The sequence below is a fragment of the Streptomyces sp. NPDC060205 genome (genome assembly GCF_042728395.1).
GTDB lineage: Bacteria > Actinomycetota > Actinomycetes > Streptomycetales > Streptomycetaceae > Streptomyces.
This window is the reverse complement of record NZ_JBHWZP010000047.1, coordinates 1-12,474: the sequence shown is the minus strand read 5'-3', so window position 1 is coordinate 12,474 and position 12,474 is coordinate 1. Positions and strand designations below refer to the sequence as shown.

12 protein-coding genes are annotated in these 12,474 nt (G+C 68.6%); 3 read left to right on the top strand and 9 right to left on the bottom strand.

The features are described 5' to 3' along the window. Window positions 1-28 precede the first annotated feature (28 nt). From prcA to arc, 6 genes are all read right to left on the bottom strand, one after another. Window positions 29-775, bottom strand: a complete 747-nt coding sequence (gene prcA / locus ACFWGJ_RS11505) for a proteasome subunit alpha (RefSeq protein WP_210892061.1) — start codon at window positions 773-775, stop codon at window positions 29-31. A gap of 57 nt (window positions 776-832) precedes the next feature. Continuing rightward, window positions 833-1,678 (bottom strand): proteasome subunit beta, encoded by an 846-nt coding sequence (gene prcB / locus ACFWGJ_RS11500; RefSeq protein WP_387322718.1) that lies wholly within the window; start codon window positions 1,676-1,678, stop codon window positions 833-835. Next, entirely contained in the window at window positions 1,630-2,235 is a 606-nt protein-coding gene (locus ACFWGJ_RS11495) for an endonuclease VII domain-containing protein (RefSeq protein ID WP_387322716.1), read from the bottom strand. The genes prcB and ACFWGJ_RS11495 overlap by 49 nt, the downstream gene beginning before the upstream one ends. A gap of 42 nt (window positions 2,236-2,277) precedes the next feature. After that, window positions 2,278-2,493, bottom strand: a complete 216-nt coding sequence (locus ACFWGJ_RS11490; RefSeq protein WP_189779319.1) for a ubiquitin-like protein Pup — start codon at window positions 2,491-2,493, stop codon at window positions 2,278-2,280. A 156-nt stretch (window positions 2,494-2,649) separates the two neighbouring features. Further along, a complete protein-coding gene (gene dop, locus ACFWGJ_RS11485) occupies window positions 2,650-4,161 on the bottom strand; it encodes a depupylase/deamidase Dop (protein ID WP_387322714.1) in 1,512 nt (503 codons plus the stop codon). 234 nt (window positions 4,162-4,395) lie between these two features. Then, window positions 4,396-6,162 carry a proteasome ATPase gene (gene arc, locus ACFWGJ_RS11480; RefSeq protein ID WP_210892066.1) on the bottom strand — a complete coding sequence of 589 codons (1,767 nt, stop codon included), beginning with the start codon at window positions 6,160-6,162 and terminating at the stop codon, window positions 4,396-4,398. Between the two features lie 251 nt (window positions 6,163-6,413). Between arc and ACFWGJ_RS11475 the strand changes: the two genes are divergently transcribed. Beyond that, entirely contained in the window at window positions 6,414-6,719 is a 306-nt protein-coding gene (locus tag ACFWGJ_RS11475; RefSeq protein WP_189779315.1) for a ferredoxin, read from the top strand. A gap of 91 nt (window positions 6,720-6,810) precedes the next feature. Here the strand turns inward: ACFWGJ_RS11475 and ACFWGJ_RS11470 are convergent, their stop codons facing one another. The 3 genes from ACFWGJ_RS11470 to ACFWGJ_RS11460 form a co-directional block, all read right to left on the bottom strand. Then, the gene (locus tag ACFWGJ_RS11470; RefSeq protein ID WP_387322711.1) at window positions 6,811-7,389 is read right to left on the bottom strand and encodes a hypothetical protein; all 579 of its coding nucleotides are present in this window, start codon (window positions 7,387-7,389) and stop codon (window positions 6,811-6,813) included. A 189-nt stretch (window positions 7,390-7,578) separates the two neighbouring features. Further along, window positions 7,579-8,484 (bottom strand): tRNA (adenine-N1)-methyltransferase, encoded by a 906-nt coding sequence (locus tag ACFWGJ_RS11465; RefSeq protein ID WP_387322710.1) that lies wholly within the window; start codon window positions 8,482-8,484, stop codon window positions 7,579-7,581. A gap of 136 nt (window positions 8,485-8,620) precedes the next feature. Then, the gene (locus tag ACFWGJ_RS11460) at window positions 8,621-10,183 is read right to left on the bottom strand and encodes a site-2 protease family protein (RefSeq protein WP_387322762.1); all 1,563 of its coding nucleotides are present in this window, start codon (window positions 10,181-10,183) and stop codon (window positions 8,621-8,623) included. A 546-nt stretch (window positions 10,184-10,729) separates the two neighbouring features. Here ACFWGJ_RS11460 and ACFWGJ_RS11455 point away from each other — a divergent pair. Further along, window positions 10,730-11,614, top strand: a complete 885-nt coding sequence (locus ACFWGJ_RS11455; protein WP_387322760.1) for a RecB family exonuclease — start codon at window positions 10,730-10,732, stop codon at window positions 11,612-11,614. 85 nt (window positions 11,615-11,699) lie between these two features. Further along, complete coding sequence (locus ACFWGJ_RS11450) at window positions 11,700-12,371, top strand: response regulator transcription factor (protein WP_107019862.1); 672 nt, start codon at window positions 11,700-11,702, stop codon at window positions 12,369-12,371. The last annotated feature ends 103 nt before the right edge of the window (window positions 12,372-12,474 follow it).

The window sequence follows — 12,474 nt, the reverse complement described above, 5'->3', positions numbered from 1 at the left end:
GCCATCAAGGTCGAGGAGACCGAGGAGGTCACTCCTCGTCGTCAGGATCCTCCGCCTCCGCAGCGGTGGAAGCCCCACCTTCCTCCAGCAACCGCCCCAACTGCCGCCCAACGATCCGCTTGAACTTCCGCTGCTGCGGCCGCGTCCGGTCCAGCACGGCCACTTCCAGCCGCTCCGCCGGAATCTCCCGCTCACTGCCGTTCGTGTCACGCGACAACGCCTGCACGGCCAGCTTGAGCGCCTCGGCCAAGGACATCCCGTCCTCGTGCCGCTGATCGAGATACGTACTGATCGTCTCAGCGTTGCCGCCGACCGCCACCGACCCGTGCTCGTCCACGATCGAACCGTCGTGCGGCAGCCGGTAGATCTGGTCGCCCTCGGGGGTCTCCCCCACCTCGGCGACCACCAGCTCCACCTCGTACGGCTTCTCCGCCGCCGACGAGAAGATCGTGCCCAGCGTCTGGGCGTAGACGTTCGCCAGACCACGGGCGGTCACATCGTCACGGTCGTACGTGTAACCCCGCAGGTCGGCATAGCGCACACCGCCGATCCGCAGATTCTCGTACTCGTTGTACTTGCCGGCGGCCGCGAAGCCGATCCGGTCATAGATCTCGCTGAACTTGTGCAGCGCACGGGACGGGTTCTCACCGACGAACACGATGCCGTCGGCGAACTGCAGCACAACGAGGCTGCGACCACGGGCGATGCCCTTGCGGGCGTATTCCGCCCGGTCGGCCATGGCCTGCTGGGGTGATACATAGAACGGCGTCGACACCGGCTATCCGTCCCTTTCTGTGGAAGATCACTGGATCACCTGGAAAACGGGCCGCCGCTACAGCAGCGCGGCCCGCGGACCGTCGGGCTGCTCCAGACGCCGCTCGATGATCGCGCGAGCGATGTCGGAGGACTCCTCGTCCGTGAGCCGGCGGAAGCCGTCCTCGGTGATCACGGTGACGATCGGGTAGATCCGGCGGGCGACATCGGGACCACCGGTCGCCGAGTCGTCGTCTGCCGCGTCGTACAGCGCCTGCACGACGAGCGTCGTGGCCTGCTCCTCCGTCAGATCCTTGTGGAACAGCTTCTTCATGGCACCGCGCGCGAACAGCGAGCCGGAGCCCGTCGCCGCGAAGCCGTGCTCCTCGGAGCGGCCGCCCGTCACGTCGTAGGAGAAGATGCGGCCCTTGTCGCGGTCGACGTCGAAACCGGCGAAGAGCGGGACCACCGCGAGGCCCTGCATGGCCATGCCGAGGTTCGAACGGATCATCGTGGACAGGCGGTTCGCCTTGCCCTCCAGGGAGAGCGTCGTGCCCTCCACCTTCTCGAAGTGCTCCAGTTCGAGCTGGAACAGCTTCACCATCTCGACGGCCAGGCCTGCCGTACCGGCGATGCCGACGGCCGAGTACTCGTCCGCCGGGAACACCTTCTCGATGTCCCGCTGCGCGATGACATTGCCCATCGTGGCCCGCCGGTCGCCTGCGAGGACGACACCGCCGGCGAAGGTGACGGCGACGATGGTCGTGCCGTGCGGGGCCTCGATGACTCCCTGCGTGGGCGGCAACTGCCGCTTGCCCGGGAGCATCTCCGGCTGATGGTCGGACAGGAAGTCCATGAAGGACGACGACCCAGGCGTCAGGAAGGCAGCTGGTAGACGCCCGGTGCTACGAGTGTTGGCTTCCACGAGGATCCCTCCAAGTAGGCGGCAGCCCGACGAACTGCGTCGGGATCATCTCCCAACTTGCCGATGGCCGAATTGCAGTTGAAGCACAGTACGCCACGGACCCTACCCGTCTCGTGGCAGTGATCCACATGAACGGCCGGAGCTTTCAGGCAGATCACGCAGAGCCCCTTCTGAGAGGCGACCATCTCGTCACGCTCGGCTTCGGTCATGCCGTAGTGGCGCTTCAGGTGGCCCTGCCGCCCCTGGACGACCCGACATGCTTTGCAGCGTGTGGAGAGGCCGTCCGACGCAGACGCGTTGCGGTGCCACTCACCGTGCGGTTTGATCTCGCCGCACGTCCGGCACAGCTTGTGCCCAGCCGGAACATCCACCTTTTCGCGAACTACTTTCCCTTCGGCCTCGCGTCGACGCCGATAGTGCGCTGCGCTGTATTCGGCCACGCACTCCTTGCATCGCACCTGAAGGCCGTCGAGCCGATTCCTGTCCCGTGCAAAGGCGGCGAGAGGGAGAACCCTCTCGCAGCCCGAGCACCGCTTCTCCGGCAGACTTCCCGCCATCCCCCGAACCTTCACTCCGAAGGCAAGCTAGCCGATCAGCCTTTACTCTCCACCTTTTTGCACGAAGCTTCGAACGAAATCCTCGGCATTTTCCTCTAGTACGTCATCGATTTCGTCCAGGACCGAGTCCACGTCGTCGCTCAGTTTCTCCTGGCGCTCCTTGAGGTCCTCGGATGCCTGTACCTCGGGCGCCTCCTCGACCTGTTCGGTCTCGCGCGTCGCCTTCTGCTGTCCGCCGCCGGTGTCCTTGGTCGCCATAACCCTCACCCCGCTCGGTTTCGACGTTCTTGATCAGACCCTACAAGCAGGGTCCGACATCGGCCCCACAGTTGCCACAACGTCCGGGAACCACCTCGATGATTCCCGGACTGCGGCTTTTCCACCCTGTCGGGCCGGATCGGCCCGGTGGTCGTTTCAGTTGCCCGACAGGACCTTGACCAGGTCTTCTGCCGTCCGACAGCGGTCGAGAAGCGCTTTCACGTGATTACGCGTTCCGCGAAGCGGCTCCAGGGTTGGAACGCGCTGGAGCGAGTCCCGGCCCGGCAGATCGAAGATCACCGAGTCCCAGGAGGCCGCCGCGACGTCGTCCGCGTACTGTTCGAGGCAGCGTCCGCGGAAGTATGCGCGGGTGTCCTCCGGCGGCTTCGTCTCGGCCCGCTCGACGCCCGTCTCGTCCAGCAGCCGCTTGATGCGGCCGCGGGCCACCAGACGGTTGTAGAGGCCCTTGTCGGGCCGTACGTCGGCGTACTGGAGGTCGACCAGGTGCAGCCGGGCGGCGTCCCAGTCGAGGTTGTCACGGCGCCTGTAGCCCTCCATGAGCTCCCGCTTGGCCACCCAGTCCAGTTCCCCGGACAGGCTCATCGGGTCGGTCTCCAGCCGGCCCAGGACGTCCTCCCAGCGGGTCAGCACGTCCTTGGTCTGCTCGTCCGCGTCGGCCCCGTAGCGCTCCTCGACGTACTTGCGGGCCAGTTCGAAGTACTCCATCTGGAGCTGGACCGCGGTGAGTGTCCGGCCGCTGCGGAGGGTGATCAGTCGCTTGAGGGTGGGGTCGTGCGAGACCTGGTGCAGGGTGCGCACCGGCTGGTCGACGGCGAGGTCCACGGCGATGAAGCCGTCCTCGATCATGGACAGGACGAGGGCGGTGGTGCCGAGCTTGAGGTAGGTCGAGATCTCGGAGAGGTTCGCGTCGCCGATGATCACGTGCAGGCGGCGGTATTTCTCGGCGTCCGCGTGCGGCTCGTCGCGGGTGTTGATGATGGGGCGCTTGAGGGTGGTTTCGAGGCCCACCTCGACCTCGAAGTAGTCGGCGCGCTGGCTGAGCTGGAAGCCGTGTTCGTGTCCGTCCTGACCGATGCCGACGCGGCCCGCTCCGGTGACGACCTGGCGGGAGACGAAGAACGGCGTGAGGTGGCGCACGATGTCCGAGAAGGGGGTCTCCCGCTTCATCAGGTAGTTCTCGTGCGTGCCGTAGGAGGCGCCCTTGTTGTCGGTGTTGTTCTTGTAGAGGTGGATCGGCTGGGCGCCGGGGAGCTGGGCGGCGCGCTCGGCGGCTTCGGCCATGATGCGTTCGCCGGCCTTGTCCCACAGGACGGCGTCCAGCGGGTTGGTCACTTCGGGGGAGCTGTATTCGGGGTGTGCGTGGTCGACGTACAGCCGTGCACCGTTGGTGAGGATGACATTGGCGAGGCCGATGTCCTCGTCGGTGAGCTGGCTGGAGTCGGCGGCTTCGCGGGCGAGGTCGAAGCCCCGCGCGTCCCGCAGCGGGTTCTCCTCCTCGAAGTCCCAGCGGGCCCGCCGGGCCCGGTGCATCGCCGCCGCGTAGGCGTTGACGATCTGGGACGAGGTGAGCATGGCATTGGCGTTGGGGTGGCCGGGGACGGAGATCCCGTACTCCGTCTCGATGCCCATTACTCGCCGTACGGTCATGCGGCCCTCCTTGCCCGGCGGCGTCCTCGGTCGGGGACGCCGCTCAAGTACCGCTGGCGCTCCGGTGCGTGTGCGGTGCCCGTCCCCGCACTGCGCGACTCGGCGGTACCGAAGAGCCTAGAGCGCCTTTGCGCTGGTGGGGAGATCATTTGCGTCATTGCTCAGCTCCAGCTGTGCCCTGGAAAACAGTTGGCTGCGGGTACCCGGTGAGGGCACCCGCAGCCACCCTGTCTTTTACAGGTACTGACCGGTGTTCGCCACCGTGTCGATGGAGCGTCCGGTGTCCGCGCCCTGCTTTCCGGTGATGAGTGTCCGGATGTAAACGATCCGTTCGCCCTTCTTTCCGGAGATGCGGGCCCAGTCGTCCGGGTTGGTGGTGTTGGGCAGGTCCTCGTTCTCCTTGAACTCGTCCACGCAGGCCTGGAGCAGGTGGGAGACCCGCAGGCCCTTCTGGGTGTGTTCGAGGAAGTCCTTGATCGCCATCTTCTTGGCGCGGCCGACGATGTTCTCGATCATGGCGCCGGAGTTGAAGTCCTTGAAGTAGAGGACTTCCTTGTCGCCGTTGGCGTACGTGACTTCGAGGAAGCGGTTTTCCTCGGATTCGGTGTACATGTGCTCGACGGCGGTCTGGATCATGCTCTGGACGGTGGTGCTCTTGCTGCCTCCGTGCTCTCCGACGTCGTCGGGGTGCAGCGGGAGGCGTTCGGTGAGGTACTTGGCGAAGATGTCCTTGGCCGCTTCGGCGTCCGGACGTTCGATCTTGATCTTCACGTCGAGGCGGCCGGGGCGCAGGATGGCGGGGTCGATCATGTCCTCGCGGTTGGAGGCGCCGATGACCACGACGTTCTGCAGGCCTTCCACGCCGTCGATCTCGGCGAGCAGCTGGGGGACGATGGTGTTCTCCACGTCCGAGCTGACGCCGGATCCGCGGGTGCGGAAGAGGGATTCCATCTCGTCGAAGAAGACGATGACGGGGGTGCCCTCGCTGGCCTTTTCGCGGGCTCGCTGGAAGACGAGGCGGATCTGCCGCTCGGTCTCGCCGACGTACTTGTTGAGGAGTTCGGGGCCCTTGATGTTGAGGAAGAAGCTCTTGCCGGTGGCCTGGCCGGTCACTTCGGCGACCTTTTTGGCCAGTGAGTTGGCGACGGCCTTGGCGATGAGTGTCTTGCCGCATCCGGGGGGCCCGTAGAGGAGTACGCCCTTGGGTGGGCGCAGTTCGTGCTCCTTGAACAGGTCGGGGTAGAGGTAGGGGAGCTCGACGGCGTCGCGGATCATTTCGATCTGGCCGCCCAGACCGCCGATCTGCTCGTAGCCGATGTCGGGGACCTCTTCGAGGACGAGTTCTTCGACCTCGCTCTTGGGCACGACTTCGTAGACGTAGCCGGAGCGGGGTTCGAGGAGGAGGGCGTCGCCCGGACGGATGATGACGTCCAGGAGTGGTTCGGCGAGCCGTACCACCCGTTCCTCGTCGGTGTGGCCCTGTACGAGGGCGCGCTCGCCGTCCTCAAGGATCTCCTTGAGGGTGACGATGTCGCCGACGCTCTCGTATTCCATGGCCTCGACCACGTTGAGAGCTTCGTTGAGCATCAGTTCCTGGCCGCGTCGGAGTTCTTCGAGTTCGACGCTGGGGCTGACGTTCACGCGGAGTTTGCGGCCTCCGGTGAAGATGTCGGCGGTGCCGTCCTCGTTGGCTGCGAGGAAGACTCCGAAGCCGGCCGGTGGCTGTGCGAGCCGGTCGACTTCCTCCTTGAGTGCCACGATCTGGTCGCGGGCCTCTCGGAGGGTGTTGGCCAGCCGCTCGTTCTGCGCGGACACGCCGGCCAGGTTGGTCTGCAGCTCGACGATCCGCTCTTCGAGAATCCTCGTGTGTCGCGGAGAGTCGGCGAGCTTGCGTCGCAGGACGGCGATCTCCTGCTCAAGGTAGGCAATCTGCCCGGACGGGTCGTCGGACCCTCGTCCCGGGCGGATGCCGCGGTTCATGTCGTCGTCGTGGGCTGCCACGGTCCTCACCTCCTCCAAGGGGAGCTGGACGCTTCCAGACCCTACCTGGGTGGGTGTCGATTGAAACCCCTAGATCAAAAGACTGTCGGGGTGTGTCCGATCTTCACCCTTGCGCTCTCCCTCACGCCAGTGGAATACCCACCCAACATGATTGGGAAGCCGACGGAGGTAGGGTCGAAGTGTTCAACACCCGTCAGAGCTGGCGCGATTCCCCGTCTTCGGGCGGCTCTGCGCAGGAAACGGCAGGAGAAATGACCGTGCAGCAGGAGGCCGGAGTCGACGGCGAGGCGCTTGAGGTCTGGATCGACCAGGATCTGTGCACCGGCGACGGGATCTGTGCCCAGTACGCGCCCGAGGTGTTCGAACTGGACATCGACGGGCTGGCCTATGTGAAGAGCCCGGGTGACGAGCTTCTGCAGACCCCGGGTGCGACAACGCCCGTACCGCTGACGCTGCTGCGTGATGTCGCCGACTCCGCGAAGGAGTGTCCTGGCGACTGCATCCATGTACGTCGTGTGTCGGACAGTGTCGAGGTCTACGGTCCCGACGCGGAGTGAGTGCGGGGGCACCTCGTGTGACGCGGGTGCCCGGTTCCTCCTGGTTGTCTTTCTTCTCACATGTGCGGTTCGTCCGCTGTGGTGCCCGGTCTCACATACTGCGGGCGGTGGGTGGTGTCGAGCGTACGAAGGCGCCGTTCTTCCACTGCCACTGGGCGCCCTCGTTCACGTCGGGGCAGCAACTCGGTACGTCGGGTGAGGAGTAGCCGAGGAGGGTGGCGGTGACGGTGGCGTCGCGGAGGGCGAAGTCCTGGACGGACAGTCGGTCCTTGGGGTCCACGAGGGTGGCGACGACTCTGGCTTTGGTGCTGCCCTCGTATGCGGTGAGGACGTAGACGCCGCTGGGCGGGGTGCCGGATCCGGCGTCGCAGCGGACGACGGCGACCGTCTCGGGGGTGCCGTCGCCGTCGAGGTCTCCGGAGGCCTTCTTCTGGACGAGGATTTTCGCGGGGCCGCAGTCCAGGGGGTAGTCGGCGTGGGCGGGGTCGGGGGGTGTCGCGGCCGCCGGGGCGCCCTTGGCCTCGATGCCGCCGTGCTGGGCGGCCGTGGCCTTGTCGGGCCCCAGGAAGCCGCCGGCCGCGACGACGGCGGCGAGGGCTGCGGCGGTGGCGACCCAGTGGATCGGGCGGGTGTGCGTGTGGGCCAGTTCCGGGACGGCGGAGTGCTGCACTAGGAAGTGTCTCCTGTGAGGGCTGTGCCGGTGGGGTGGCCAGAATGGTGCCACACGTCACACCGCGAGGGAACGGTGGGGTGGACGGTACTGGCGGAACGTCAAGGGAAATGCGCTGTGGCCGAGTTCCGAGGGGTCCTCGGGAACTCGGCCACGGTGTTTGCGCGTTGTGTGCGGCACGGGGCCGCGTCAGCGGCCGGCGGCTCCGCCTTCGGCGTTCGGTCCGGTGTAGTCGTCGCCGTAGGCGCCCTTGGAGGGGCGGCGGCGGCGCATGGGCGGCTCGACGCCGTCCGCGAGGCGGCGGGCGGTGAGCAGGAAGCCGGTGTGGCCGATCATCCGGTGGTCGGGGCGGACGGCCAGGCCCTCGATGTGCCAGTTGCGGACCATCGACTCCCAGGCGCTCGGTTCGGCGAAGCAGCCGATCTCGCGGATGGACTCGACGGTCCGGGCGAGCTGGGTGGTGGTCGCCACGTAGCAGCAGACGATGCCGCCGGGGACGAGCGCCTTGGAGACGGCTTCCAGGCACTCCCAGGGGGCGAGCATGTCGAGGACGACGCGGTCGACCTCGGTGTCCGAGAGGTTGTCCTGGAGGTCGCCGACGGTGAGCTGCCAGGCGGGGTGGGGGCCGCCGAAGTAGCGCTCCACGTTCTGCTGGGCGATCTCGGCGAAGTCCTCGCGGCGCTCGTACGAGTGCAGCATTCCCTGGTCGCCGACGGCGCGGAGCAGGAAGGTGCTGAGGGAGCCGGAGCCCACGCCGGCTTCCACGACGCGTGCGCCGGGGAAGATGTCGGCGAAGGCCAGGATCTGCCCCGCGTCCTTCGGGTAGACCACGGCGGCGCCGCGGGGCATGGACAGGACGAAGTCGGGGAGCAGGGGGCGCAGCGCCAGATAGGCGACGTTCCCCGTGGTGCGGACAACGCTGCCCTCGGGTGCGCCGATCAGCTCGTCGTGCGGGAAGGAACCCTTGTGGGTGTGGAAGTTCTTCCCTGCTTCGAGCGTGAACGTGTAGTGGCGGCCCTTGGGGTCGGTCAGCTGTACCTGGTCCCCGACCTTGAAGGGCCCGCGTCGGCGGGCGGCACCGGTCGGTTCGGACATGTGCGTCAGCCTACCGGCGATTGCGGGGAGTGCCGACCACGGTCCTGGGGTGCTCGGGAGCGTGGCCTGCTGCGGGTGCTTCGGGGCTGAGCGCGCAGTTCCCCGCGCCCCTTACGGGGCGCTCCGGGTCGGGCGCTCAGCTGGGGCGGGCCATTGCCTTGACGAAGGCCTTCTCGACGTCTGCCGCCGAGAGGACTCCGTAGATCTCTCCGGAGTCCTCGACGACGAGGTATTCGGTGGCGGGGGTGGCGCGCAGGACTTCCAGGAGGTCCTCGCCGGCGAGTTCGGCGGAGACGCGCATGCCGTCGGTGAGGTCCTGGGCGAGTCCGCTGACGGCGACCCAGGGGCGGCGGTGTTCGGGTACGCCGACGATGGCGGCCTCGCGGACGAGGGAGAGGGGGTCGCCGTCGGCGTCCACGACGACGAGGGCGCGTGCGCCGGCCTCGTTGGCGCGGCGCAGTGCTTCGGAGAGGGGGGTGTGGGTCTCGACGGGGACCGCACGGCGGGTGAGGGCGCGGGCTCTGAGTTCGGGCAGGTGTTCGCGCAGGCGGGCGACGCGGAGGCTGTTTCCGGCGCCGGTCCAGATGATTCCGGCGAGGATCGCGGCGAGCAGGGCGTCCATGACGGTGTCCATGCCGCCGATGTCCTGGGCGTCGGTGCCGAGGCCGCCGGAGTGGGTGAGCAGGGGCAGTCCGATGAGGACGGAGATGGCGAGGGCGCGGCCGACCCAGGCGGCGGCGACGGTGCCGCTCATGGGTTTGCCGGTGATCTTCCAGACGACGGCCCGGAGCATGCGGCCGCCGTCGAGGGGCAGGCCGGGGAGCAGGTTGAACGCGGCGACGATCAGGTTGGAGATCATCAGGCCGCCGAGCAGGACGCCGGGGACGGTGCCTGGTTCGACGGTCTGTAGGGCGAGGTAGAAGAGGCCGCCGAGGATGAGGGAGAGCAGGGGGCCGACGAAGGCGAGGACGAACTCGCGTCCGGGTGTCTCGGACTCCTTCTCGATCTCGGAGACGCCGCCGAAGAACTGCAGCTGGATGCGGCGTACGGGCAGTTTGAAGCGCAGGGCGGCGACCGTGTGCGCCAGTTCGTGGACGAGTACGGAGGCGTAGAAGGCGACGGCGAAGAACAGGGAGACGAGGTAGCGGGCCATGCCGAGTTCGGGCAGGACGCGGTCGAGCTGGCCGCCGAAGACCCAGGTGATGAGTGCGGCGACGAGGAACCAGCTGGGGGCCACGTACACGGGTACGCCGAAGGGGCGTCCCATGAGGAGGCCGCCGCCGGGTTCCTTGGGCCGTTTCGCGGGGCCCTTCCCGCCCTTCCTGCCGCCGGGCGGCGCGGGGGTGTGGGCTTCGGACCTGTGGCCCTCGGACCGGTGGGTGGCGTGCGGCTGTTCGGGCGCGGGGGCGTCGGGTTCGTCGGTTCGCGGGGCCGCGGGGGCCGGGGCGGGGTGGTGGCCGGGGCCGGTGGGCGGTGCGGTGGCCGGTTCTTCGCTGTTCCGGTCGTCGGCTGGTTCGGGGCGGGCCGGGGCGGCCGCTTCCTCCGGTTCGGCCGGGGTGCCGGCGTCGTGGGGCTGCTGGTCGGAGGGCGGCCGGGCCGTCGTGGTCGCCGGGTCACCGGGTCGCGGCCGACCCGTGCGGATCTCGTCCGCCTCGTCGGTGCCGGAACGCGGCTGCCCGCTCCCGCCGCTCTCGTCCACGATGTCCCCTCGTTCGACGTGTGTCCCGCTCGCGATCATGCACGCGAGAGGTCTTGTGGTCGATGGTATGCGGCCGTCGCGGCGTGTTCGGCCCCGGCACCCCCTCCGTTTCCCGGGCGGGTGCGTGGGCGCGCAGGTCACCGTGTGTCGCGGTGTCAGTGGCGAGCCGTAAGGTCTGTCGTCATGGAAACCAGCACCGACGGCGTCGCGCGGGGCGGCTCCGAAGCCGTACCGGCGGACGATGTGGTCCAGCCGTCCGACGTCGTGGCCGCGCCGCCCGCGGCCTCCCCCGCCGCAGAGGCCGGAGCGGCCGGAGCCGTGGTGCCCCGGCCCGCCGTGCCTGCGGCCGGGCGGGCCGAAGCCGACGGTGAGCACGCGGTCGTCCCCGCCGCGGAGGCCGACGGCGGCGGGAGCGAGTCGGCTCCGGGCGTGGCGGTGCAGTCCGCCGGTGTCGTGCCCGAGCCGTCCGGCGCCGTGGCGTCGAGACCTGCCGGTCCCGGGGCCGGGTCGTCGGAGGGCGAGGACGGGCCCGCGGGCGAGGCTGCCGTGAGCCCGGCCGGTGGCGAGGGCGGGGCGGCTGGTCGTGTCCGGGATCCCGCGGCTCCGACCTCGTTGTCGCCCTCGCGGGCCGGGGACTTCATGCAGTGTCCTCTGCTGTACCGCTTCCGGGTGATCGACAAGCTGCCCGAGAAGCCGAGTGAGGCGGCGACCCGCGGGACGCTGGTGCACGCGGTGCTGGAGCGGCTCTTCGACGCGCCGGCCACCGAGCGGACGGCGCCGCGCGCCAAGTCGCTGATCCCCGGTCAGTGGGACCGGTTGCGGGAGGCGAGGCCCGAGCTGGCCGAGTTGTTCGCGGACTCCGACGAGCAGACGGCGGGCGAGAAGCTGTCGCGCTGGCTGGGTGAGGCGGAGCGGCTGGTCGAGCGCTGGTTCACCCTGGAGGATCCGACCCGGCTGGAGCCGGCGGAGCGGGAGCTGTTCGTGGAGGCGCAGCTCGACTCGGGGCTGAAGCTGCGGGGCATCATCGACCGGGTGGACGTGGCGCCCTCGGGTGAGGTGCGGATCGTCGACTACAAGACGGGCAAGGCCCCGCGTCCGGAGTACGCGGAGGGTGCCCTGTTCCAGATGAAGTTCTACGCCCTGGTGGTGTGGCGGCTGAAACAGGTCGTCCCGCGCCGTCTCCAGCTCGTCTATCTGGGCAGCGGCGACGTGCTCACGTACGACCCGGTGCCGGCCGATCTGGAGCGTGTGGAGCGGAAGTTGCACTCGTTGTGGGAGGCGATCCGGCTCGCCACGGAGACCGGTGACTGGCGTCCGCGGCCGACGAAGCTGTGCGGCTGGTGCGATCACCGGTCGGTGTGTCCGGAATTCGGCGGTACTCCCCCGCCGTATCCGCTGCCGGTGCGGGCGCCCGGTTCCGGCGGGGCCTGAGCGCGGGGGCGGCCGGCGTGACCCGCGGGCATGGCGGGTGACCTCCGCAGGGCAGAATGGGGCCGGACTAGCGAAGGAGACTTACGTGGCCATCCGCGTCCTACTGGTCGACGACCAGCCGCTGCTGCGCACCGGCTTCCGGATGATTCTGGAGGCGGAGCAGGACATCGCGGTCGTCGGCGAGGCCGGTGACGGTCTCCAGGCGATCGATCAGGTTCGTGCCCTGCAGCCCGATGTGGTTCTGATGGACATCCGTATGCCGAGGATGGACGGGGTCGAGGCGACCCGCCAGATCACCGGTCCTGGCCGGGACGGTCCGGCGAAGGTGCTGGTGCTGACGACCTTCGATCTCGACGAGTACGTGGTGGAGGCCCTGCGTGCCGGCGCGAGCGGTTTCCTGCTGAAGGACGCTCCGGCCAACGAGTTGGTGCAGGCGATCCGGGTGGTGGCGGCGGGCGAGGCCATGCTGGCGCCGAGCATCACCCGCCGGCTGCTCGACAAGTACGCGGGTCATCTGCCCTCGGGCGACGAGCCGGTACCGGACACCCTGCACACGCTGACGGAGCGTGAGGTCGAGGTGTTGAAGCTGGTGGCCCGCGGATTGTCGAACGCGGAGATCGCGGCCGATCTGTTCGTCAGCGAGACCACGGTCAAGACGCATGTGGGCCATGTCCTGACCAAGCTGGGGCTGCGGGACCGGGTGCAGGCCGCGGTGTACGCGTACGAGAGCGGTCTGGTGCGTCCCGGCGCGCAGTGAGTGTGACCGCTGCCGTGCGCGGCCCGGCGTGATGGCCCGGCACGGTGGCGGCGGCACAACGGGAACGGCCGCCCCCTTCTGGAAGGGGGCGGCCGTTCTCATG